We start from the raw sequence: 22,874 nt of genomic DNA on the forward strand, positions 1-22,874 counted from the left end.
CCCGCGAAAAAGCTACGGAACCGGCACCGGCCGAGCTGGAATGAACGGATCTCGGACTACGGCACGCGCAACCGGACAGTCCACAGCGACCGAACGGCGTCGTCGAGCGCTGCGTCGGGCTCCCCGGTCGCGTCGACCGGCTTCGTCGCCGTCGCGAGGTCCTCGAACTCGTGGATAACTGACCCTTCGCCGACGACGTACAGCCGGTCGGGGGACACTTCCTCGATAGCGGCCCGACAGCGGTCGAGGTGGGAGTCGATCTGTTGGTCCCGGAGCCGCTCGAATCGGCTCTGTGAGAAGCCGCCCTTCGAGTGCTGGCTTTTCAGCTCCGAGTCGAACCCGTGGAAGGCGGTCCGCTCCCGGCCGTCGTACTCGCCCATGGCGAACAGGTCTGAGCGAACCAGTGCGACGACGTGCTCGCCGGTCGGTTCGAACCACGACCGCTCCAGCTGGACAGTGTCGGCCCACCCGGTGAACGGGGACGGCGGCGCGGGGACGGACAGACATGCCGACAGGAGGCCGGCGTCATCCGTCACAGCCAGACACGGCGCGGCGCTGGCGACCAGCGACGCACGGTCACCGAACGCGTCCCGAACCGGGCTGGGCAGGGAGCGCTCCGCGTCGACGTAGGCGGTAAAGACCCCCTCTGGTTCTGTCTCGACGGATTCCAACCGGTCGAGAACCTCACTCAGTCGCGCCCGGCTGAGCGTCTCCTCGGCTCGGAACGTCGATTCACCCTCCTCGTTTTGCAGGCGTTCGACTCGGTCCTGAAGCTCGGCGACGCGGTCCTCCAGCCGATTGACCTCGGCCTCGGCCTGCTGGCGCTCGGTCGCTGCGTCGGCGCGGCGCTCCTTCTCGGCGTCAAGCTGTCGTTCGAGGTGATGGTTCTCCTCTTCGAGTTCGGCCACCCGCTCTTTCAGCGACGCCCGTCCCAGCAACCGGTCAAGCATCGACTGAATGGCAGACGGGGACAGGCTTAAAAGTGACTTCCGACGTCCCTCAGACGGCGGTGTCGGGCAGTGTCGGCGTCCCCTCTGAAATAGAGAGCAGTTGTGCGGCGTGGTCCGCCTTCGCCAGGAATACCTCTTCGAGGCTGGGCGGGTTCTGGACGTTGGCATCTTCGAGCATCGCTTCGGGAACGACGAGTGTGTCCGCCGGGACCTGTTCGTCCCCATGGACGGCGAAGTGCTGGGAGCCGAGTTTCATTACCAGCGGATAGTCTGTGCGTTCGACCCCCTCGCCGGAGGCGTACAACTGTTCGTTCACTCGCTCGTGCTGCTCGCGACACATCGCGGCCGCCGCGTCGTCTCTCGGTTCGACGTAGAGGCGGCCGAGGTAGTATCCGCGCGAAAACTGTTCGAACATCGGTGCACCTGGATGTGTGTCATTGACATACATAAGTGTTCGCCGGCAACCTTTTGCCGTCGTGCAAACAGCGCGGACTCAGGGGCCGGTACCCCGATGCCGGCCTCCGTCCGACAGGGCTTTGCCACGGCCGGCCCCGAATCGACCTATGAGCGAGCAGCGAGGGCCGTTGCCACGTCGATACGCGCGGTACTATCTGGAACAGACGCCGAGTCTCGTGTGGCTACTGGTCGTCAACGCCGTCGCAATGCTCGTCGGAGTCCGGTTCTACGTCGAAACGATGCCCGAGGTGTCGACGTTTCTCTGGCCGCTGTACGCTGATTCGCCGGCGGCACTGTTCCTGATGACGCTCTCAGTAGCTACGCTCTTACCGTTCCTTGGCAGGTCGCTTGACGAGGTCCCGCTGACGGTGCCGCTGGCGTATCTCCACACGATTGCGCTGGTTTGGCTCGTCAAGATGGGGCTGTGGACCGTCGTGGCGTTAAACATCGGCTTCGACGCCTACTTCCCGGCCCCGTGGGCGTATTTCGGCATCATCGTCACCCACCTCGGCTTCGTCGCTGAGGGGCTGTTAGTCCCGCACTACGCCCGGACGACGAAAGGCGCGCTCGTGACTGCGCTGGTGCTGGCACTCGGTAACGACGTGCTCGATTACGGCTTCGGGTATTATCCGCCGTTGCGATACGACCCAGGACTCGTGTTACCGCTCGCTACCGTCGCACTCTCGGTGCTGTCGGTGGTGCTGGCCTGGTGGCTGCTTCCGGTGGAGCAGCCGACGCAAAAGGCAGCTTAAACACTCTTGGACTATCTGCAGTTGTTTCAGTAGTCTGTGAACAACACGAACGAAGGCGTTTCTTTTTGATGTGGGAGGGCAGAAGTAGGGATAGGAATGAGCCAACGCCAGGCCACGCTCCTCACCGTGCTGGTCATCGTCGGCACTGTGGCTGTCGGCCTCCCGGCTGTGACAGCACAGGAGACCGCGACGGAGACAGTGGCCACGCAGAACGACGCTGCCAGCGGGATGGGAGCGCAGCTCACTGCGTTCTTGCAGTCGAACTCCGCTGCCGCGAACGATACGGTCGAGAACGGGATGTGGCGGTCGGCATACAACCAGTCAAACGGAACCGAACGAGCCGAACTAGTCACGGACAGAGCCGGCTCGCTCGAACGCCGACTCGAACGCCTACAGGAGCGGAACGCGACGCTCGAACAGCGATACGAGAGCGGCACCATCAGTGAGCAGGCCTACGTGGCACAGCAGAGCCGACTCACCGCGGAAATCGCGGGCCTACAGACCGCGATTAACGACACCGACACGGCCGCCGAACAGACCGGTGTGAACGACACTGCACTGGAGCGACTGAAACAGAACGCAAGCAAACTTTCCGGCCAGCAGGTCGCATCAATTGCTCGCGGCATCGCCGGACCGCCAGAGACTGCCGGCCCGGATGAGCAGGGACCACCGGACAACGCTGGCGTCACCCGGAATGAGACAGGACCGCCCGACGACGCCGGAGTCAACCGGAGCGAGCAGGGGCCACCAGCCAACACGTCTGGGGAGGGTACCAACGAAAGCGAGCGGGGACCACCCCCTAATGCCCCGGGACAGCAACGTAACGAGAGCGACCAGGGGCCACCGGACGATGGACCTGACGACGGCGAAAACGAAACCGACGAGTCCAACGGAACAACGCAGGGAGAGGGAAACGACAGGGGTAACAGCGACGGAGCCGGGGATGAACGCGACAACGGCGACGATACCGCGGAAGGCAGCAGCGATTCGGGGGAAGGTTCTGACAGCGACGGAAAAGACAATTCAGCCGATTCGTCGGATTCGGACAACAGTTCTGGCAGTGAGAATACCGACGACTCGGGGGACAATTCTGGCAACGATAATGCCGGCAATTCCGATAGTAATTCTGGCAATGATAGTGCCGGCGATTCCGACAATAAGTCTGGCAGCGACGATGCCGATGACTCTAGCGACGATTCTGACAGTGACGATACTGACGGCTCCGACGACAGCGCTGGCAGTGATGGTTCCGACGATGCTGACGGTGGCAGCGACAATGCGAATAACGGTGGAGATAGTGGTGGGCAAGGGAACAGTGGCGGACAGAGCGGTGATGGCGGAAGCGGCCAGGGGAACGGGAACAGCGGCTCACAGAGTGTGTCGTGGATGGACCAGCTAACGTAGCCAGGCAATGCGCCAGTAAACCGCCCGACGAGAGTCATGCTTTTGAACCGTGACCCGCTACCTACGTATCGATGGATTCCGCCGAGTTACTCAATCTCCTTGGAAACGCCAACCGCCGGCGGATTCTCAAACTACTCGCACACAAGCCCTGCTACGTCACCGAGATCAGCGAATACATCGGCGTCAGTCCGAAAGCGGTCATCGACCACCTCCAGAAGCTCGAAGACGCCGGACTCATCGATTCCCGGACGGACGACCAACGCCGAAAGTATTTCTCTATCGCCCGGAACCTCCGTCTGGAGGTCCGTGTCTCTCCCTACGAGTTCGGTACGAAAAGCGCCTATCCGGCAAATCCCGAGTTCGAGATGCCCTCCTGCCGCCACCTCTCGATAGATGTGGGAGAGGAAGCTGGCGGGAATTTTCACGACTTGGCACGCGAACTGGAGCATCTCCAGCAGCTAGAGAACGAACTGTCGCTGGCCCAGCGGTGGGTGCAGGCCCGTATGACCGACGTGCGGGACCGCATCGACTCCGGCTTCGAGAACGGCGATGGCCGGCTGTACGCAGAACTAGTCAGCGGACTCGCAAACGGTATCGATACGGTACCGGCACTGGCCCGAGAAATAGAGGCCCCACCGGAGATCGTCGAGGAAGCGCTTCACCGACTCGAAGACGACGAGGTGGTCGAGCGAACCGACGACGGGTGGGAAATCGTCTGAGGGCAGTTCAGCCCAGATCCTTCGTCAGTCCGCTGCGGAGGTCACGCCCGAAGTAGTGCCCCACGACCGCGAGTACCAAACCGACAGCGCCGGCGATGGCGAACAGTCTGGTTCCGTTCAGCCCCGCGGCGAGCTGTGGGAGGAGAGACAGAACGGCCGTCGCACCGCCGCTGACACCGCCCGCCAGCCCCAGTTCGGCGTATCGACGCTCGCTCGCGAGCAGTCCGTAGACGAATCCGCCAAGCAGTATGCCGACCAGTTCGGTGAACGGAACGAGCGGTATCAGCCCGCCGAGCACCATTCCGCCGCCGACCGCGCCGAAGGCGAACAGCAGCGCCCGCAGTGAAAAGTAGCTGCGGCTGTCTGTCGTGGACGTTTCGGTGCCAGACGACGTCGCATCGCGCGATTCCCCGACAGCAACATCCGTCTCGACCGACTCGGTCGTGCCAACATCGATTCCGAGGTCACTGCCCGATTTCGCGTCCGCGTCGCGGGTCCGTTCCTCGGTTCGTTCGGACATAAAGAGTGTGGGACCGCGAACAGTATGGTCCTTGTGGGGTCCACCGACAGTCAGGGAGACGGTGGTGTGTCGCTCAGATACCGAGCCACTCGTCGTTGCGAACCGAGTAGCCGTTCGAGCGGCAGAACTCCGCCGCCCGCCGGCGCACGTCGCGGGACCCGGGAAGCGTCTCTTTCTCGTGGATGCGCTCGATAATCCAGTCAGCGATCACTTCGATCCCTTCATCGTCGTCATCCGCATCGATGGTCCGTAGCTCCCGGAAGGTCCGCTCGTAACCGTCTCGCTGTGAGGTGCCGAAAGTCGCGCTCTGGTGCTCGCCGGCGGCCTCCACGACCCGTTTCATCGCCCCCGCTATCGTCGGTCGCTGGACTCGCGTTCGGACTTCTGCTGGCGAGTCAAAAGACTCGACCTCTGCATCGGGCAAGAGGTCCACAACGGTGTACGTCCCGTCGACAGACTCAATCTCGTGGCCGCCGACTGTCGCGACTACCTCAGCCGCTGTCGCCGGGAATTCGAGCGTTTCGAGTTCACTCTCGAAGTACGCGAGTTCCGTTGGGTCGACCGGCGGCTCGGATTCGTCTGCGCGCTCAAGCTCCTCAGCGATAGCGCGCTCCCGCTGGCGACGCTCCTCGTTTCGGGCTTGGGCTTCGCGGCCGTTCTTGTTGTCTGCCATACTTGTTAGATGACTATCTAGTGGGATAACACTGTGGGACAACACCATCCGTGGTTTGCAGTTGCAACGCTGCTCTCTCAGGGTTGCCAGATAGGAGGCGAGTGTCACAGGGAGGGTAGCGGCGGTTGCGGTGATGCACGGCGACAGTACGGGCCGAGACTCACTGCGGTGCACACCGAAACGAGTGGGTTCAAGTCCCACCGGCGGAAAGTGCCGCGCATGAACGCAGGCGACCGGGTCCGCGTCGAGCGCGCGGCCCAGACCTACGAGGGCGTGTTGCTCCCATCGAGTACGCCCGAGCACCTCGTCGTCAAACTCGACGGCGGGTACAACGTCGGCATCGACCGAGAGGACGCATCCGTCGACGTACTGGAATCGGACGTGTACGATGTCGAGAGCGCACAGGACGAACAGAGCCAGTCAGCCATCGAGTTCGACGACGACCTGCCGACGGTGTCGCTCATCTCCACCGGCGGAACCATCGCCTCGACGGTCGACTACCGCACCGGCGCGGTGACGGCCCAGTTCGACGCCGAGGACGTGCTGCGGGCGGTCCCGGATCTCGCGGGAATGGCGAACTACCGCGGCCGCGTCGTCGCCAACATCCTCTCGGAGAACATGACCCCAGCCGTCTGGCAGGACCTCGCACAGGCGGTCCACGAGGAGATCGAAGCCGGCGCGGACGGCATCGTCGTCATGCACGGCACCGACACGATGCAGTACTCCGCGTCGGCGCTGGCCTTCATGCTCGACACGCCGGTCCCAATCGTCTTCACCGGTAGCCAGCGGTCGGCTGACCGCCCGTCCTCCGATAACGTGATGAATGCCGTTTCTGCCGTCGAGGCCGCGACGAGCGACTGCGCGGAGGTCTTGGTCTGTATGCATGCCGACGAGTCTGACGACCGCTGCGCCCTCCACCGGGGCACCCGCGTCCGGAAGAACCACACCTCACGTCGGGACGCCTTCGAGACGGTCGGTGCGAAGCCGCTGGGCGAAGTCGACTACGACATCGACGGCGGGAGTACTGTCACGTTCCGCCGCGAATACGTCGAGCGCGACGCCGTCGACCTGGCGCTGCACGACGACATCGAGACGGACGTGGAACTGCTGAAGTTCTCGCCGGGGATGGACCCGTCGCTGCTCGAAGCGGCCGCCGAGGGCAGCGAGGGCATCGTCATCGAAGGGACCGGGCTGGGCCACGTCAACACCGACTGGATCGGGACCATCGAGGACCTGGACATCCCCGTCGTCATGACCAGCCAGTGCCTCGAAGGGCGTGTCTGTGACCGCGTGTACGACACCGGTCGGGACCTGCTCGACGCCGGCGTCATCGAGGGCGAGGATATGCTCCCCGGCACGGCGAAGGTTAAGCTCATGTGGGCGCTGGCAAACAGCGACGAGGTTGCCGATGCGATGCAGGAGCCCCTTGCCGGTGAGATTCAGCAGCGCTCGACGCCGTGGCTGTAGCACCGGGACCGGTACGGTGACGTAGTCACGGTGCAAACAGCGACTCCGACACCGGAGCGCCTCTTTTTTGTCGTCGCGGGCGAGTCTCCCGGTATGTCGCCGACTGTTCGGACGGCTCGTCACGACGACTACGACAATATTGTCGAACTGACTAGCGATGTCTGGGCCGACCGTGCGATGGCCGATTACATCCCCGACGTGTTCCGCGACTGGGTCGACGCTGACGGCCCGGATCGGAAAACCCTCGTCGTCGACGTTGACGGCCACGCTGTCGGCATCGCGCAGGCCGTCATACTCACCGAAACCGAGGCGTGGTTCCAGGGGATGCGTGTCGATTCTGACCACCGGGGGAGGGGGTTCGGGTCGCTGCTGACCGATCACCTCATTCAATGGGCGGCCAACGCCGGGGCGTCAGTCGGTCGAAGCATGGTGTTTTCCTGGAACGAGGCCGGGCTCGGCCAGTCACTGGCTGCTGGCTTCGAAGCGGTCACGTCGTTCCGCTGGGCACACCCCGACCGGACCGACGAGACGCCCGAGATGACTGTCGGAAACGACCCTGCGACAGCGTGGCGCTACTGGCAGGAGAGCGACGGCCGGGACGCCCTGTCAGGGCTCGCACTCGATAGCGGGGAGAGCTGGGCGCTCTCGACGCTGACGCGGGAAACGCTGGACCGACTGGCGACTGAGCAGACGGTCCTGACCGTCGGGGATAAGCCACAAGGGATGGCCTGTCGCGTCCGGACGACAGAAGCTAACGGCGAGCAACTCGCGGAGTACGCGGTCGGAGTATGGAGCGACGTCGACGCTGCGCGGGCGTTGTTCACTGCGATAGCCGCCGACGCAGCTACGCTCGGCGTTGACGGGACACGGGTTCTTATCCCCGAGACACCGCGCCACGTCGCCGAGGCCGCGTACGCCAGCGGGAACATCGATGAGTGCCCGGACTTCGTGTTCGAGATAGATGGCGAAGGGTTCAGCGTGTCATAGAAACAGTCACAGCCGATTTACTGTGCCGCAGTTCAGGATAGAAATGTTGGGATGGAGACAGCTACAGAAAGCAGTGCAAGATATAGAAATTGTATTCAGCACGGCCTCAACAAACTATCAACGACTGAGGGTCTTAACAGAGCTACCTACTTCGGTATTTGGTTTTTAATCCACTCCTTCACTTTGCTCTCAGAGGTTACTCCGTTCTCAAGTAGAACCTCTGCAATGTCACCACCACTGAGAATCAACACAGGATGACCGTCTTGTTTGATTTCTTTGTACGCCTGTTCGTGGACGTACGAAGTGGTGATCAGGACACCGAACTGACGGTGTCTGATACGAGAAATGAGTCGACTCGTATCATGCACTCCGACCGATGAATTTGGACCGTAACACTTCGCTTCGAGTGCGAACTCAACACCCAGACTGTCACTTTCGGACCCGATATCTGGGGAGATGTGATACGTTCCGATCGCATCCCGCCCACCATCTCTTGATTGCCTGGTGACCTCGGAGCGAGTAACATTCGGATCCATGAGTTCGAAGATGGCCGCAGCAACATGCTCAAACTTTCTCGCCTGGCCGGAGTCGTCGTTGCAGTAGGAATACACCGCGTCCAGGATGGTCCGTTTCTCTGTGGATGTGGGCATCTGCTCTGCTTTCGTTCGGTGGTCCTTCGTCTGTTCAGCTTGGAGTGGCGTGTAGCTTCCACTTTCTCGCCATTCTGCCCAGACATCTGGTGTGTTCTCGGTTAGAAAATTACCCTCCTCAAGATCGGAAATCCACATTCGAGGGATTTGGCTGACGTCGAGAATAGTGAACTTTGCTTTGTAGTTCTGGAAACGACTGCCGTTTCTGATTTTCCACAGCGCCACCAAGTCTTCAGATTGATTCGCGAGTCGGTCTCCCGGCACGGCGAGCCCTCTGAATGTTCTGTCCCACCCGTCGCCTTTACTGAACACAAAGAAGGGTGGAATCGTTCCCCGCTGGCCATTGTGAAGGTTGTGGAAGGCGTCTCTGAGAATCTTGTTTCCGGTCTTTTCGTGAAGCGTTGACCCGGGATTCCGGTTGTCTCCATAGTAGGTGAACGTTCCAGTTTGTGCGTCCAAGGTATCTGGCCAATCTGGTTCGTTGAACGTTGTGTACAGAACGACGTACGAGTACTTCTGCGTACTATTCGGTGGGGTACGAACCGGGCGGAATCCACCCGCAGTCCCCACGTTGAGCAAGTCCGGGAGTGGAGCAGCAGAGAGGTTGTTTGCCTCGCCCCCCTCGTACACCGCGTCCACGATTAGATCTGCGTTCGATAGTTCCTCATGACCAAACGACCTCTCACCAGACATACGTGTTTTCACTCTGCTTGAGAACAAAAGGCTCCCTGTCGTGAGAGCCACCGGACGGGGAGGCTACTAACTCGCCGGACACAAAACTAGTGTGGATGCATGTTTAGTCCCAGAAGCCGATAACCGATATGTTACAACTACTGTCTGTATTTATCACTCCGTTCCCGCCCAAAATGGCGAATTAGCAGTGCCCGATACGCGCCTTGTATCTTGTAGGCGAGTCTTGACAGACTTTGGATAGACAGAGCGAGTGATGGTTTCTATGACATGCTAAGAGTTATCATAACCGATAACGCGGACGCAACACTCATTCAAATACCAGCCCTATCACCGGTAGATGGATCTTGTTGGGAGCCCTCCGGCATTTCTCGCGTATGTCGCGGCGTACGGCCTCGCGGCAATCGGGTGCGGTGTCGGGCTCTACAGAGCGACTCGCATGGAGGACCCCGATACCCGCCGCGGGATGGTCGGACTCCTTCTCTGTAGCGGCGGCTGGGCGGCGCTGGAACTCGGTTTCCTGATCACTCCAGGGACGCTTGGATACGCGTTCTACCTCGGCAGCCTCATCGTCGGTCTCGCGACGGTCGGCGCGTGGCTGTACTTCTGTTCGGCATACACCGGGCGGGCATTCCACCGGAACCGGCTATACCGCGTGGTCGCCGTGAGCGTGTACCTCGGTATCGTCACGGTGAAGCTGACCAATCCGCTTCACGGGCTCTACTTCGCCACGCAGTTCGTTGCTGACCCGTTCCCGCATCTGGCGATCACACACGGCGTATTCCACTGGGTGGTGACAGGACTGTCCTACGCGCTCGTCACCGTCGGCTTTTTTATGCTGTTCGAACTGTTCCTCGAAGCGGACTACGACACCCGTCCGCTCGGCGTTCTCGTCGGTGTCACGGCGATCCCGGCGGTGCTTGATATCATCGGGTACGTCAGCGACATCCTGCTCGACATCAACCACGAACCGCTCGGCGTCGCACTGTTCGCGTTCGGTGTCCTCTACGTCTACGACGAGGCGTTTCTCGCCGTGCAGTTGACCGACGGCGTGGACGAAGCTGTCGTGTATCTCGACGACGGACACCACATCAAGGAGTCCAACGGCGAGGCACAGCGGCTCTTCCCGGCGCTGGCCGGAAGCCGCGGACAGCAGCTTGAGACGGTGTTGCCGGCCGTTTCGGAAATCATGCAAACAGACGAACAGATTCTCGAACGGAACCGGGACGACGGGACAGAGTACTACCTCGTCAGCGACACCTCGTTTTCGCTGGGACAGGTCGATATCGGTCGGATGCTCGTGTTCACCGACGTGACTGAAAGCGAGCGGCGTCGCCGTGAACTCGACCGACAGAACGAGCAGTTGGAGGGGTTTGCAACTGCAATCAGACACGAACTGTTGAACACGCTCCAGATAATCACCGGCCGCGTCTCCGCCGCTGGTAATGCCCTAGACCGCGGCGAGGTCGACCTGGCCAGAGACTCCCTCCAGTCGACGTCCGAGACGGCCGACCGCATGTCCGAAATCGTCGACGGGCTTGCGACGCTGGCTCGGCATGGGCAGACAATCGACGAAACAATGCCTGTCGAGCTCCAGCCAGTCATCGAAGGAGCCTGGGAACGTGCCGACACTGACGGTCTCACTATGGCGGCCGACGTGGATGGACAGGTCATCGCCGACCCGACACGCTTGCGGGACCTCTTTGAGAGCGGGTTCACGTTCGCGGCGCACAACGGTGCGTCGACGGTCACCGTCGAGCGAGAGGCCGACGAGATCGTCATCACCGACGACGGGACCCCGGCAGGCGAGACAGCGTCGGAGGCCTTTTTCGAATACGGCGGCGCGATACCGGACGCCGCGGCCGGGATGACTCTCCCGAACTTGCGGATGCTTGCACGGACCCACGGCTGGGACGTGGCGCTCGATACTGAGTATCAGGGCGGCGTTCGTGTCGTCATCTCGAACGTGACGGTGGCGGGACCGCTGGAAAACTGACCCGGCCACCAGTCCGTATTACCCGCCGCTGACCGGCGGAAACAACGCGAGTTCCGTCTCCTCGTCGACTGCCGTCGCCAGCCCATCGCCGGCGGCGAACGGGTCTTCACCGTCGACGAGCACCCGGATGTGGTCGGCCAACTTCTCGTTCTCGTCGAGCACCTCCTCGGCGAGCGCCGGTCGCGACGCGAGCAGTGCATCGAGCGCCGTCTCGACCGTGGCGTCCTCCTCAATATCGACGCTGACCGACTGGCCGTCGGCCGCGTCCCGGAGGTGTGCGAACAGTTTCCACTCCATAGCTGTACTCCGAGCGTCCAGCAAAAGAGAGTTCCGGACTGCGGTGTCTCCAGTTCGTTCGGGCAGGCGGGAGAGGGATAGTCTGCGACGGTGTGCATCTGGGGCAGCGATACCCGCAATTCAGTTTGGTTTCTCCGAATCGTCACCAGCGGTCGGTTCGTCGTCTCCGCCGTCTCCGTCCTCGGTCAGCGCTTCGGAGTCCGCCGAGTCGTTGTCGTCGGCTTCGTCGGCAGCAGTCTCGCCGTCCGCCTCGCCGATCCGCTCTTCGGGGTCCCACACCTCGACGGTGTCGTCGCTGTCGTCCGCGGGCAGGTCGTCAAATGCCTCGTCCGCGGTCAGCTCGTCGCTTGCGTCCGCCACGTCGGCGTTTCGGAGTGCTTCCAGCGGGTCGTCGTCTGGGGACTCGTCACCGGCTTCGGTTGTCCTGTCGCCAGCGCCAACATCAGCGAGGTCGGCATCAGCCGATTCATCCTCAACAGCGGTGTCTGCCGGCTCGTCGACGGCGGCGGTGTCAGCCGCGTCTGCGCCTGCGTCAGCGCTGGCTGAGTCATCGACATCAGTCTCGGCGGCGTCGGCAGTCGTAACGCCGTCGTCAGCCGTGGCAGCAGTCGCATCAGCCGCCGTTTCTTCTGTCTCGTCGGTCTGTTCGCTCCGGTCAGCAGCGTCAGACGCGCCTGGCTGACCGTCCTTGTCATCAGTATCGTCTCCCGGCTCGTCCGTCACAGCCACCGTGGAGGCCGGTTCGCCTGTCCCCTCCGTGGCTTCCTCCAGCCGCCGCAATGCGTCCGGGGTGGCAATTGCGTAGATTGTGTCGCCGGCTGTGAGGATGCGCTCGCGGGACGGGATCGTCTCCGGCGCTGTGTCGTCGCGGGTGATCGCGACCACCGAGACCGCCAGACTGCCGACCGGTGCGCCGTCGAGCGCGCTCCCCGGTTCGACGGTGGCAGTTCCCATTGTCTCGTCGGCCGCCCGGAGCAGCGAAGCGAACTCACGGTCGGAACGGTCCTGCACGGGGAGCGTGACGAGCTTGTACTGCGTTTGCGGGTCGAGTTTCGGCGTGTCGGAGGCGTCGATAGCGACCGTCACCACGTCGTCGGCGACGCCCCGGAGCTCGCCGGTGAGGACGCGCTTCGACGGCGCTTGCTCCCAGACCTGAACGAGGTCGCCGGCGCTCGCAGCATGGGCTGGATCAGCCTGAATAGCGACGGCATTCGTCGAGGGTGGCAGCGTCGGGCCGATACCGGCCGCCCGCGACCCGACCGCAAGGTAGTCGACGGTGCCGTCGTCGGCCAGTTCGACATCGACGTGGCCGACGCCGTAGTCAGTCTTGAGCCGACCAACCAGACGGTCGCGGAGTTCGTCTTTCGTCAGCCGCCGAGGGAAGAGAAAGCGGCGATCCGCGAGCGTTTCTTTTGTCTCCTCGGGCATCGGATCGTAACCGATGATGTCGTCGATGTCTTCGGGGAGGCGAACGGATGTGACGCGGCCGACGGTCTGGACGATTTCGCTCACGTCGGCGTCGATGTTCCGGCCGCCGGTCGCGGCAAAGAGGTCGACACCCAGTCGGTCTCCAACACGCATCCCGCCGTAGGCTCCGATGCCGCCGGCGAGGAACGCGGCGAGGTTCAACAGGACCGCACTGGCCGCTAGCACATCATCGTCGCCGAGGATAACCTCGCTGAGCGCGGTCGTCGCGCCGATAACGAGGACGACCGCAGTCAGCCCAAACAGGAGTGCCAGCCCGGTCTGAATTCGTTCACGGACGTACCAGCGGTAGAAGACGGCGATAGCGCCCGCCGGCGTTGCGGCGAGGATCATAATGACGAGAAGCCAGACAACGCCCTCAACTAGCGCCTGTGACACCATCCCCAGTTGCAGGTTCGAGCCGATCTGTGCAAGCAGTGTCGGACCGAATGGCATCATGCGACCGCCTCCGCGAAGGCATCGAGGTCGGTACGGCGGCCAATCGCGTACAGTTCGTCGCCGGCTTCGACGGCCGCATCGCCACGCGGCGCGACCTGCCAGCCGTCCTGCGTCCGGATAGCGACGATAGCAACGTCGTGTGCCTCCCGAACATGGGCGTCCCGGAGCGTTGTCCCGTCAAGCGGACCGTCGGCCCGGACCGTGAGCCGCCGGAACCGGCTCCCTGCCCGCCGGAGCAGGGAGACGAGTTCGTACTCCCGGTGTGTCCCGCGGGGTTCGACCACGACCTTTGGCTGGGCCGACCGCAGGAGCGGTTGCACGTCCGTCCGAGTCACAGCGACCGTGAGCCGGCCCTCGCCGCCGTCGGTCGTCGGTGCCTGAACTGGGGTCGAGGACGCCTCTGCATCGACGATTTCCGGTTCCGCCGGGGTCTCGGCTGGTGTCTCGTCGACCGACGGCGTTGACCGTGCGCTGACGACAGTCCCCCGAACCTGTGCGTCCTCAGTCAGCACTGTCACCTCGTCGTTGCGAGCCAGCCCGGTCGGCAACAGCGCGTCCACCGAGACGGCGTGGCGGTTGTCGCCCACACGCTTGGACAGGCCCGAAAACGGCGGCGCAGCGATGACCGTTGCCCGCCCCTGTTCGTCGATTGAGACGGCGGCATCGCCGAGGTCGAACGCCGATTTCAGGCGCTCCTCCATCCGGCGTTCGAGTTCGCCGATGCGGAGGTCCGCCGGGAACCGCCACTCCTCAGTGCGTATTTCGGCCCGGAGCGGCTCCGAAAGCGGCGGATACCCCTCCATGTCGGCCACGTCGCCGATGATGCGAATACGGACCTCGTCGCGGCCGCCGACGAATTCGACCATGTCCGCGGAGAGTTTCTTCTCGCGTAGCCCCTGCAAGGAGAGTCGCTTCGGGAAGTTCGCCCCGAGTTGGTCGCCCTTGCTGTGAGCGTACAGCGACACCATCCCGACGAGGATGATTGCAGTAATGATTCGCTCGGCGTTGGGGGCCTGCGTAATCGACTTATCCGCCAGCGCCATGAGGCCGCCGCTGACGCCGGCAAGCGCGATTGCCAGCACGACAACACCGAATCCCGGCACGGTAATGCCAGTAAAGTACTTGAAAGTAAACCCCAGCGCCCACGACACGAGCGCCGGTATCACTCCCACCAACAGCCCCAGATAGATCCCCATCAACACCTCGACTGGGAGCGAAGCCATGTCCACATCCTGCGTGGCCGGTAGTAAATCGCTTCCGGCCCGCGGACAGTACATTTACACCGACCGCTGTAATCTTGATGGGTATGGACAGGCCGCGGAACTGGTTGGGGGCACGAACGGCGATCATCCTGCCAGTGCTGGTGGCGGTGCTGTCGTTCGTCACTGGTGTGGTCAACATCAGTGCTGTGTCGATCAGCGGGCCGCTCGGGGACCTCATTCCACGAAGCATCCAGCGGACCGCCGGGTTCACTGGTGCACTCACGGGGTTCACGCTACTCGTCAGCGCCATCGGACTCCGACGCCGCCTGCGAATTGCGTGGTATGCGACCATCGTCTTACTTCCCGTGGCGGCGGTTCAAGGCCTCGTACAGAACTCGGAGGTCCCGCTCCCGCTTATCGGCCCTGTACCGAGTTCGGCGGTGTCGATACCGCTCGTCGTCCTCTCGCTGCTCTCGCTCCCGGCGATGTTGCTGAACCGGCGGCGGTTCGACCGGCCGGTCGACCTCTCGACGGCGCAACTGGCCGCAGGCGCGGCACTCATCGGCTCGCTCATGTACGGAACGGCGGGGTCGTACGCGCTCCGCGATGAGTTCACCAATCTCTCGACGGCGACCGATGCGTTCTACTACACGCTGGTCACGGCCAGTACCGTCGGGTACGGCGACGTAACCCCACAGAGCCAGAAGGCGAAGTTGTTCGGGATGTCGGTGGTCGTCCTCGGAACGGCCAGTTTCGCCATCGCGCTGGGGTCGTTACTGGGCCCAGCAATCGAGAAGCGGCTTTCGGAGGCACTCGGAAACATGACTGACGCACAACTGGACTTGCTCGAGAACCACGTATTGGTGCTCGGCCACGGCGACCTGACGGAACCGATTATCGAAGAACTGACCGGCGCAATCGATTTCGTGGTCATCACACCCGACACAGAGACGGCGACGCGGCTCCAGCAACAGGATATCGCCGTCCTGACCGCGGACCCGAGCGACGAGGAGCCAATGCAACGGGCCGGTATCGAGGACGCCGCGGCGGTCGTCGCGGCGACGAACGACGACGCACAGGACGCGCTGGCGATACTGACGGCACAGACGCTTAATCCGGAGGTAAACATCGTCGCCGGGGCAACCGACCGCGAGAACATCGAGAAGCTCCGCCGAGCGGGCGCGGACACGGTCATCAGCCCGGCAGTACTTGGCGGCCACCTCATCGTTCAGTCGGCACTGGGTCGGAAGGGGATGGAGAATATTGCCGACCACCTGCTCGACGTGAACGACGAGGACGACGCAGAGCTCTAGGCCCGGCCGCGGTCGACGATAGCGATGTCCGTCTCCACGTCCTCAAGCCGTTCGAACGTCGGCGGGGAGATGAACCGCGACGCCTTACTCCGGTCACGGCTTGCTCCGATCATGACGAGGTCGTATTGCGATGCAGTATCGGACAGAAACGTCTGGATGCTTGTCCGCGGAACCCTCGTCTCGAACGCGCCCTCGTACGGTTCGATGAGGTCCGCAAGCATCTCTTCTGCCCGGCGGCGATCCCCGCGGGAGCCGATACAGGTCGCGACGGCGACCCGCCCGCTCCGACCGGCCAGTCGCGTGGCGAAGTCGACCATATTGTGGGCTACGTCGCTGACAGACCGCACGGGGACGATGACCTGTTTCCAGCGGGTCCGGTCGCTCCGGGACCGATGGACGACGATGTCGCTCTTACTGCGGAACAGCCGCTGTAGATACGGCGTTAACGCCCCGTGCTGGCTCTCGTAGGGTGCGACGATGAGGTCACAGTTGGTTTCGGCCGCGGTTTGCAGCGTCGTTTTGGCCGGCGAGCCGTCGTCGCTTGCGACGACGACCTGACAGGAGACGCCCGTTCGCGTCTCGATTCGGTCGGCGTGGGTCTCTAGCCAGTCCACCTCCGCTTCGAGGTCGGTCTTGCCGGGCGACATCCCCGCAGTGGCCGGGTCACCGCCATCGCCGACGAGGCGGGTCCGAGCCGATGGCGAGTCCGACCCGCTCTCCGACCGGATGTCCATCTGTATTGTGTCCCGCGTGAGGGCTTGCCGGGCCGTGGCGGTGTCGCTATCCGAAACCACGTCCAGCAGGACGACTTTGCCGGCCTCGTGGGCGGCCGCAAGCCGTGCGCCCAACATCGCCGTCTGTCCCGCTGAGTCGCCGCGCATCGGGACCAGAACGTGGTCGTCACCGGACATCGACTCGTACAGATACGTCGCTCGCTGCTCGTAGAACTGCTCGCGCCAGATGACAAAGAGGACCGCCACGAGTGTACTGGCAAGGAAGATGCTGGCAACGAACGTCACTCGCTGGTTCGGTTCGACCAGCAGCGCCAGCAAGGCAGTGGAGTACGACGACGGCTCCTCGATGTCCAGCGGCCAGGTGACAACACCAGTCGCGAAGACGGCGAGGCCGGCACCCAGCGCGTTGACGCCGAACTGGCCGCCCGGTGCTGTGAGGTAGCTGTTCGAGACAGCGAGTGCCCCCAGCCCACAGACCGCGCCGATAGTGAGTCCCGCGACGAACCGCTTCGGGTCGGAGTACTTGCTCGTCGGGTCGACGAACAGCGTGTACGACCCCGCTGCAAGTGGCGGGAACAGTAGGAAGCTCAGTTGCGGGACGGCGTTCGCCAGCGTCGTCACCAGCACGATAGCCAGCGGGACGAACACCAGCATAGAGAGGTGGACGAGGTTTTCGGTCACCTCGGCCCACCGTCTGAAGTCCCGTAGTTCACGGCGCTCGACCCGCCGGAGCCGTCTGACCGCCGCGCGGAGTCGTTTCCGGAACTGGTCGAGCATACCGTTTCTCACGGGAGAGTGTCTGTTAAGCCCTCCGCCGGGAAGCGGCGCGGCCGGACATTCATTCGGGTCCGATACCCCCGACGGGCGCTCGCAGAATCCAGGAGTTCCGACGCTTACAGCGACGCAGCCGCCGTCAGACTGATTTCGATGGCGCGCTCGACGTTGTTCTTGGCTTTCTCGGGGAGTTCCTCGCCCTCGGTTTCGCCCTTCTGTGTCCCCTCGACGAGGTTCCCGTCGACGGTACAGATAGCGCCCGAGCGCAGGCCCTTGCGGCGACACAGGGAGAACAGCGCGGCCGCCTCCATCTCGACGGCCAGCAGGCCGGCAGCCTCCCAGTCGTTGATGTACTCGTCAGTCTCGGCATAGAAGGCATCGTCCGTGGCGATGGGGCCGACGTGAACGTCCTCGTCGTTCGCCTCGGCGGCGTCGACCAGCGACGAGAGCACGTCGTAATCGGGGACGGCCGGGACGGACTTGGATTCGTAGCGCTGGGACGTTCCCTCGTCCTTGGCAGCGCCATTGGCGACGACCATGTCGCCGATTTCGATGCCCTCCTGGAGCGCGCCGGTCGTTCCGACGCGGATGAGCGTCTCGACGCCGACCGCCTCCAGTTCCTCGACGGCGATAGCCGTCGACGGCGAACCGATGCCGGTCGAACAGATCGTCAGTTCGCGGCCGTCGTAGGTGGCGTTGACGAGTTTGTACTCGCGGTTCTGTGCGACGACCTCGTGGTCGTCACAGAGGCCTGCGATGCGGTCGACACGGCCGGGGTCGCCCGGCACGAGCGCGATGTCTGTCAGGTCACCCGGTTCGACGAGTAGATGCGGTTGTTTCGCCATACAGGCCAGTCGTACGGAGCCATTTAGTAGTCAGTGGATTCCCGTCAGTCACAACAGTGAGGTAGGACGGCCGCGAGAGAGGACGTATGGCAGACGATATCTCGCTGTTCGACAGGCGGATGCGGGGGGCGGCGGGTATCGCTCTCGCCGCCGGAGTCGTCCTCGGACTGCTGACTGGCTACACCGTCGGCGCGGGAACGCCGGACGGCCCCTCGTGGACCCTCGTCGTCCCGTTCGCGCTGCTCGCCAGCGTCTTCCTGTATCTCGGAGCCTACAGAAACCTCTCGAAGCGGGCCGGGGACACGTAGCCTACAGCCAGGTGACGAGCACCGGGATGAACAGTGCGAGCGCTGTCCCGAAGATGAACGCCGTGAGTGCCCACTGTCGGATGATCTCGTCAGCGTCGTCCCGGACGCTGCCGCCGAAGCGAGGCATGGCGATACGAGCGAAGAAGTAGTAGATGAACGCGGAGATGCCTGCAATACCGACGATATGGGGTATCAGCGGGACGCCGTTGAGCGAGACCGCCGTCGGGAGCACGACCGAGAGGCCAGCGACGACCGCGCCGTACAGCAGCGCCGCGACGAGAGCAGTGCCGTGATGGACAGCGACGGCGAGGGGGCGGCTCACCGTAGCCGGATCGGCGCGAGTGAGGCCGGCCGCGGCGACGTACGCCGGCAGATACCCCTGGTCCTGTGTCACCATCGGGATGTTCAACAACAGACCGATGACCGCACCGGCGACGACACAGGCGAACGCCCACTGCGTGATGGGGTAGTCAAGCACGTATCGTCCCTCGTTCGCAGTGCCAATGAGCATTGTGTCATGTGATCAGAGCGGCGCAGCGACGACTGCTGTAAATACGGGATCTGTGGCCAGAACAGCCTGCTGTCAGGATATTTGTTCGGGATGTCTCACTGAGTGCAAATAAGCTTGTTTCAGCATCCTCGCGTCTCGATATAACCAGGGACAGCCGCCCTCAACAGTCGATTCACTCAATATAGTACACCACGATAATATATATGTAGTCGTGTGGAAAAGTGCTACAAGTTATACCATGACACAGCAGCGCTACCAGAACGGAAAGCAGGTGATCAGACGCTGGGACGAGGTTTTCAAGGCCGTTACGGCCGAATCGAGGCGGCAACTCATTATCTCGTTGGCGGACGCTAACCCCGACGAGACAGTCCCACTCCCCGAAAGTGCCGTAAACCCCAACGTCCCGCGCGACCCGGCGGTCCTTCGACAGAAACTGTACCACTGTCACCTGCCGATGCTGTCCGACTACGGGTTCATTACGTGGGATACAGAGCCACTGGTCGCCGGTCGCGGACCACGGTTCGAAGAGGTGGCCGTCGTGTTCGAATCGCTACAGTCCAACGCAACAGATGTTCCGGATCCGCTCGTGTTCGGGTGTCAACGGCTCGAACAGGAACGACAGGAGCGATTCGACGATCCGGTAGCAGAATAACCGTCTTCAGACCGGGCTAAACAGGAACAGGACGATGTTGTTCGTGGCCGGACCGATGCCGACCGCGGTCACGAGCGCGAGCAGCAGGCTGGCTTCTGCGGGGTCTTCTTCGAGGTAGTCATCCAGCAGAAAGACGACCGCAACCGCCACGAGCAATTTGACAAAGACGAACAGCCAGCCTTTGCCGAGATACGAAGCCGTTGGGAGCGTGCCGGCGAACTCCATGATCCGGGCCGGGATCGGCGTTCGCTCCGTGATGCCGATGACGTCAGCGCCGACTGCCGTCGAGACGCCGTCGAGCATATGCGCGAACACGACCGTCGGGGCCGCATAGCGCATCCGAACCACGACCGGCGTCCGCCACAGCGCGACCGCAAGCACTGTCGCCGCGGTGACGACAGTCGCGACAACGACAGCGACGGTCGGCCAGATGAGCCCTAGCAGGCCGGACTCCAGTGCCATCACGACGGCGATGACGAGCAACACCGTCAGCAGTCCAGTTCCGATGAGGCCGAGGTTGCGCGAAATCGTTTCGCTGTGGCCGCGTCGAACACTGAACAGCGTCAACGTGATCCAGACGACGCCCAGCGTGACCAACGTCGTGAGGTACACCGCCGGTGCGCCGAACAGCGGTGCGACCACTGGCCTGTACGCTTCAATCGGCGGCTGATGGAACGCGTGGAGCGCGCCGCCAAGTGCCATCCACGGCGTCAGAGCGACCACGGTCCGCTGGCCAATCGGTGGTTCGAGGGCGTACAACAGCGCTGTCACCACGAGTGTACCCGCAAGCAGCGCCACAGTGTACTCAAGCGGCGGGAGCGCTAACCCCGAAGGCAGTACCATGTCCCTCACGCCGACTCGGATGAGGGAAAACCTTCCGAACGAGACCGACGGTGGGTGTCGGAGCCTGAGCGACACCCATCGGACAGTGAGACGGACAGACAGTAGCCGATACCGTCTGCCGCCCGCCGTCTTTACGTGGACACCACGTATCATCCCGCGGTATGGACGATATACCAGACCGCATTGAGCATACGGTCCTCGGACCGACGACGACACCGGACGATGTACGAACCTGTCTCGACGAGGCGCTCCAGTACGGCATGCGAGCGTGCATCCCGCCGTGGGCGCTCCCGCTTGCGACCGAATACGCGAACGTCCAACTGACGGCCGTCATCGACTTTCCGCACGGACAGGGTCAGACCGACAGCGTCTGCCAAGCGGCCAAGCTGGCCTGGGACGCCGGAGCCGACGAACTGGATATGGTGTGCAACATAGGCTTGCTCAAAGCCGGCGAGGACGATGCCGTCCGGAACCACATCACGGAAGTCGTCGCCAGCGTCCCGGTTCCCGTGAAGGTCATCGTCGAAGCGCCGCTGCTCTCCGACGACGAACTCGAACGGGTCGGCCAGCTCGTCGCAGACGCCGACGCCGCATATCTCAAGACCGCGACGGGCTTCAGCGAGGGCGGTGCGACGGTCCACGACGTGGAGATTCTCAGCAAGTACCTCCCAGTGAAAGCTAGCGGCGGCGTCGGATCGTGGGCCGACGCCCAAGCGATGTTCGAGGCCGGGGCCGAGCGGATCGGCGCGTCGAGTGGCGATACTATTGTTCGGGAATGGCAGGCCGCAACGGAAGGGGAGACCGTGACCGAACCGGAGCGGGACCGGGACGACCCAGACACGACCGACGGCTACTGACCGGTCCAATCCGTCGCCCTTTTGCCGTCCTGGCGATAGTGTTCGATTGAATGGCCCGGTATCACATCGAGACGTACGGGTGCACCTCGAACAGAGGTGAGACCCAGCAGATCGAGCAGGCGCTCCGGGAGGGCGGGCACCACCCCGCCGACGGGCCGGAGTCCGCCGACGTGGCGATCCTCAACACCTGCACGGTGCTTGAGAAGACCGAACGCAACATGCTCGCACGGGCCAAAGAACTCGACAAGGAAACGCCGGCCGACCTCGTCATCACGGGCTGTATGGCGCTCGCACAGGGTGAGGAGTTCCAAACCGCCGATATCGACGCCGAAGTACTCCACTGGGACGACGTTCCACAGTATGTCCTCAACGGCGAATGCCCGACGATCACGCCGGACACCGAAACGGTGCTCAACGGCGTCGTCGGCATCCTCCCAATCGCCCGGGGCTGTATGTCGGACTGCTCCTACTGCATCACCAAGCAGGCGACCGGGAAAATAGAGTCGCCCTCCGTCGACGAGAACGTCGAGAAGGCCCGCGCGCTCGTCCACGCCGGTGCGAAAGAAATCCGTATTACCGGTCAAGACACGGGCGTCTACGGCTGGGATACGAACCAGGGGACGAGCCTCCTACCGGAGCTACTCGACCGCATCTGTACGGATATCGACGGCGACTTCCGAGTACGAGTCGGCATGGCGAACCCGAAGGGCCTCCACGGCGTCCGCGAGGAACTCGCGGCGGTGTTCGCCGAGCACGACGAACTATACAACTTCATCCACGCGCCGGTCCAGTCCGGCAGCGACGACGTACTGGCCGATATGCGCCGCCAGCACGCCGTCTCGGAGTACCTGGAGGTCATCGAGACGCTGGACGACCACCTGGACTACTGGACGCTGTCGACGGACTTCATCGTCGGCTTCCCGACCGAGGAGCCGACCGACCACGAGGAGTCGATGGCGTTGCTTCGCGAGACCCGACCCGAGAAAATCAACGTCACGCGCTTCTCCAAGCGGCCCGGAACCGACGCCGACGATATGAAGGGACTGGGCGGCCAGATCAAGAAGGACCGCTCGAAGGAGATGAGCGAGGCGAAGATGGAACTGATGGCCGAGGCCTACGAGGAGATGGTCGGTCACACGTCCTCGGTGTTGCTCGTCGAGGACGGCACCGACGAGTCGCTGGTGGGCTACGACGAGGCCTACCGGCAGGTCGTCATCGCCGACGCACAGGAGCGCGGCCTCGAAATCGGTGACACGGTCGACGTGGAGATCACGAGCCACAACACCGTGTACGCCTTCGGCGAACCGGTCGAGCGGGCGCAGGTTGCGGACTAGGTGGTCGTCGGCTCAAA

23 protein-coding genes are annotated in these 22,874 nt (G+C 63.1%); 11 read left to right on the forward strand and 12 right to left on the reverse strand.

Annotation, left to right across the window (positions count from 1 at the left end):
* Positions 1-56: 56 nt before the first annotated feature.
* Positions 57-950, reverse strand: coding sequence for a Vms1/Ankzf1 family peptidyl-tRNA hydrolase (locus tag C444_RS14440; protein WP_004593708.1), 894 nt, complete (start codon positions 948-950; stop codon positions 57-59).
* Between the two features lie 49 nt (positions 951-999).
* Positions 1,000-1,365, reverse strand: a complete 366-nt coding sequence (locus C444_RS14445; RefSeq protein ID WP_004593710.1) for a DUF5802 family protein — start codon at positions 1,363-1,365, stop codon at positions 1,000-1,002.
* A gap of 148 nt (positions 1,366-1,513) precedes the next feature.
* On the opposite strand from C444_RS14445, the gene C444_RS14450 reads away from it, so the two are divergent.
* The 3 genes from C444_RS14450 to C444_RS14460 all read left to right on the forward strand — a co-directional run bounded on the left by C444_RS14450 (position 1,514) and on the right by C444_RS14460 (position 4,281).
* Complete coding sequence (locus C444_RS14450) at positions 1,514-2,158, forward strand: DUF1405 domain-containing protein (RefSeq protein WP_004593712.1); 645 nt, start codon at positions 1,514-1,516, stop codon at positions 2,156-2,158.
* 96 nt (positions 2,159-2,254) lie between these two features.
* Positions 2,255-3,562, forward strand: a complete 1,308-nt coding sequence (locus C444_RS14455) for a hypothetical protein (protein ID WP_004593713.1) — start codon at positions 2,255-2,257, stop codon at positions 3,560-3,562.
* A gap of 71 nt (positions 3,563-3,633) precedes the next feature.
* Complete coding sequence (locus C444_RS14460; protein WP_004593715.1) at positions 3,634-4,281, forward strand: ArsR/SmtB family transcription factor; 648 nt, start codon at positions 3,634-3,636, stop codon at positions 4,279-4,281.
* A 7-nt stretch (positions 4,282-4,288) separates the two neighbouring features.
* On the opposite strand, the gene C444_RS14465 is transcribed toward C444_RS14460, so the two are convergent.
* A complete protein-coding gene (locus C444_RS14465) occupies positions 4,289-4,801 on the reverse strand; it encodes a hypothetical protein (RefSeq protein WP_004593717.1) in 513 nt (170 codons plus the stop codon).
* A 73-nt stretch (positions 4,802-4,874) separates the two neighbouring features.
* The gene (locus C444_RS14470) at positions 4,875-5,474 is read right to left on the reverse strand and encodes a DUF5789 family protein (RefSeq protein WP_004593719.1); all 600 of its coding nucleotides are present in this window, start codon (positions 5,472-5,474) and stop codon (positions 4,875-4,877) included.
* A gap of 219 nt (positions 5,475-5,693) precedes the next feature.
* Between C444_RS14470 and gatD the strand changes: the two genes are divergently transcribed.
* Complete coding sequence (gene gatD / locus C444_RS14475) at positions 5,694-6,941, forward strand: Glu-tRNA(Gln) amidotransferase subunit GatD (protein WP_004593720.1); 1,248 nt, start codon at positions 5,694-5,696, stop codon at positions 6,939-6,941.
* Between the two features lie 93 nt (positions 6,942-7,034).
* The gene (locus C444_RS14480; protein ID WP_004593722.1) at positions 7,035-7,928 is read left to right on the forward strand and encodes a GNAT family N-acetyltransferase; all 894 of its coding nucleotides are present in this window, start codon (positions 7,035-7,037) and stop codon (positions 7,926-7,928) included.
* 146 nt (positions 7,929-8,074) lie between these two features.
* Here the strand turns inward: C444_RS14480 and C444_RS14485 are convergent, their stop codons facing one another.
* Positions 8,075-9,271, reverse strand: a complete 1,197-nt coding sequence (locus tag C444_RS14485) for a restriction endonuclease (protein WP_004593724.1) — start codon at positions 9,269-9,271, stop codon at positions 8,075-8,077.
* A 337-nt stretch (positions 9,272-9,608) separates the two neighbouring features.
* On the opposite strand from C444_RS14485, the gene C444_RS14490 reads away from it, so the two are divergent.
* On the forward strand, positions 9,609-11,264 hold the full coding sequence (locus C444_RS14490; RefSeq protein WP_080509719.1) for a histidine kinase N-terminal 7TM domain-containing protein: 1,656 nt from the start codon (positions 9,609-9,611) through the stop codon (positions 11,262-11,264).
* Between the two features lie 18 nt (positions 11,265-11,282).
* Here the strand turns inward: C444_RS14490 and C444_RS14495 are convergent, their stop codons facing one another.
* From C444_RS14495 to C444_RS14505, 3 genes are all read right to left on the reverse strand, one after another.
* The gene (locus C444_RS14495; protein WP_004593728.1) at positions 11,283-11,561 is read right to left on the reverse strand and encodes a ubiquitin-like small modifier protein 1; all 279 of its coding nucleotides are present in this window, start codon (positions 11,559-11,561) and stop codon (positions 11,283-11,285) included.
* A gap of 120 nt (positions 11,562-11,681) precedes the next feature.
* On the reverse strand, positions 11,682-13,484 hold the full coding sequence (locus C444_RS14500; protein WP_004593730.1) for a TrkA C-terminal domain-containing protein: 1,803 nt from the start codon (positions 13,482-13,484) through the stop codon (positions 11,682-11,684).
* On the reverse strand, positions 13,481-14,761 hold the full coding sequence (locus C444_RS14505) for a potassium channel family protein (protein ID WP_004593731.1): 1,281 nt from the start codon (positions 14,759-14,761) through the stop codon (positions 13,481-13,483). The genes C444_RS14500 and C444_RS14505 overlap by 4 nt, the downstream gene beginning before the upstream one ends.
* Before the next feature lie 29 nt (positions 14,762-14,790).
* Between C444_RS14505 and C444_RS14510 the strand changes: the two genes are divergently transcribed.
* Positions 14,791-15,999, forward strand: coding sequence for an NAD-binding protein (locus C444_RS14510; protein ID WP_004593732.1), 1,209 nt, complete (start codon positions 14,791-14,793; stop codon positions 15,997-15,999).
* Here C444_RS14510 and C444_RS14515 read toward each other — a convergent pair.
* The gene (locus C444_RS14515) at positions 15,996-17,510 is read right to left on the reverse strand and encodes an HPP family protein (RefSeq protein WP_004593733.1); all 1,515 of its coding nucleotides are present in this window, start codon (positions 17,508-17,510) and stop codon (positions 15,996-15,998) included. The genes C444_RS14510 and C444_RS14515 overlap by 4 nt on opposite strands.
* Before the next feature lie 116 nt (positions 17,511-17,626).
* A complete protein-coding gene (locus tag C444_RS14520; RefSeq protein ID WP_004593734.1) occupies positions 17,627-18,352 on the reverse strand; it encodes a nucleoside phosphorylase in 726 nt (241 codons plus the stop codon).
* A gap of 86 nt (positions 18,353-18,438) precedes the next feature.
* On the opposite strand from C444_RS14520, the gene C444_RS14525 reads away from it, so the two are divergent.
* Positions 18,439-18,660 carry a hypothetical protein gene (locus tag C444_RS14525; protein WP_004593735.1) on the forward strand — a complete coding sequence of 74 codons (222 nt, stop codon included), beginning with the start codon at positions 18,439-18,441 and terminating at the stop codon, positions 18,658-18,660.
* Position 18,661: 1 nt separating this feature from the next.
* Here the strand turns inward: C444_RS14525 and C444_RS14530 are convergent, their stop codons facing one another.
* Positions 18,662-19,171 (reverse strand): hypothetical protein, encoded by a 510-nt coding sequence (locus tag C444_RS14530; protein ID WP_004593736.1) that lies wholly within the window; start codon positions 19,169-19,171, stop codon positions 18,662-18,664.
* A 238-nt stretch (positions 19,172-19,409) separates the two neighbouring features.
* Here C444_RS14530 and C444_RS14535 point away from each other — a divergent pair, with 238 nt between their 5' ends.
* On the forward strand, positions 19,410-19,823 hold the full coding sequence (locus tag C444_RS14535; protein WP_004593737.1) for a hypothetical protein: 414 nt from the start codon (positions 19,410-19,412) through the stop codon (positions 19,821-19,823).
* Positions 19,824-19,829: 6 nt separating this feature from the next.
* On the opposite strand, the gene C444_RS14540 is transcribed toward C444_RS14535, so the two are convergent.
* Positions 19,830-20,666 carry a DUF63 family protein gene (locus C444_RS14540; protein WP_004593738.1) on the reverse strand — a complete coding sequence of 279 codons (837 nt, stop codon included), beginning with the start codon at positions 20,664-20,666 and terminating at the stop codon, positions 19,830-19,832.
* A 161-nt stretch (positions 20,667-20,827) separates the two neighbouring features.
* Between C444_RS14540 and deoC the strand changes: the two genes are divergently transcribed.
* Positions 20,828-21,523, forward strand: coding sequence for a deoxyribose-phosphate aldolase (gene deoC / locus C444_RS14545; protein ID WP_004593739.1), 696 nt, complete (start codon positions 20,828-20,830; stop codon positions 21,521-21,523).
* Positions 21,524-21,573: 50 nt separating this feature from the next.
* The gene (locus C444_RS14550) at positions 21,574-22,857 is read left to right on the forward strand and encodes a tRNA (N(6)-L-threonylcarbamoyladenosine(37)-C(2))-methylthiotransferase (RefSeq protein WP_004593740.1); all 1,284 of its coding nucleotides are present in this window, start codon (positions 21,574-21,576) and stop codon (positions 22,855-22,857) included.
* Positions 22,858-22,874 lie beyond the last annotated feature (17 nt).

The sequence above is a fragment of the Haloarcula japonica DSM 6131 genome, assembly GCF_000336635.1.
Lineage (GTDB): Archaea > Halobacteriota > Halobacteria > Halobacteriales > Haloarculaceae > Haloarcula > Haloarcula japonica.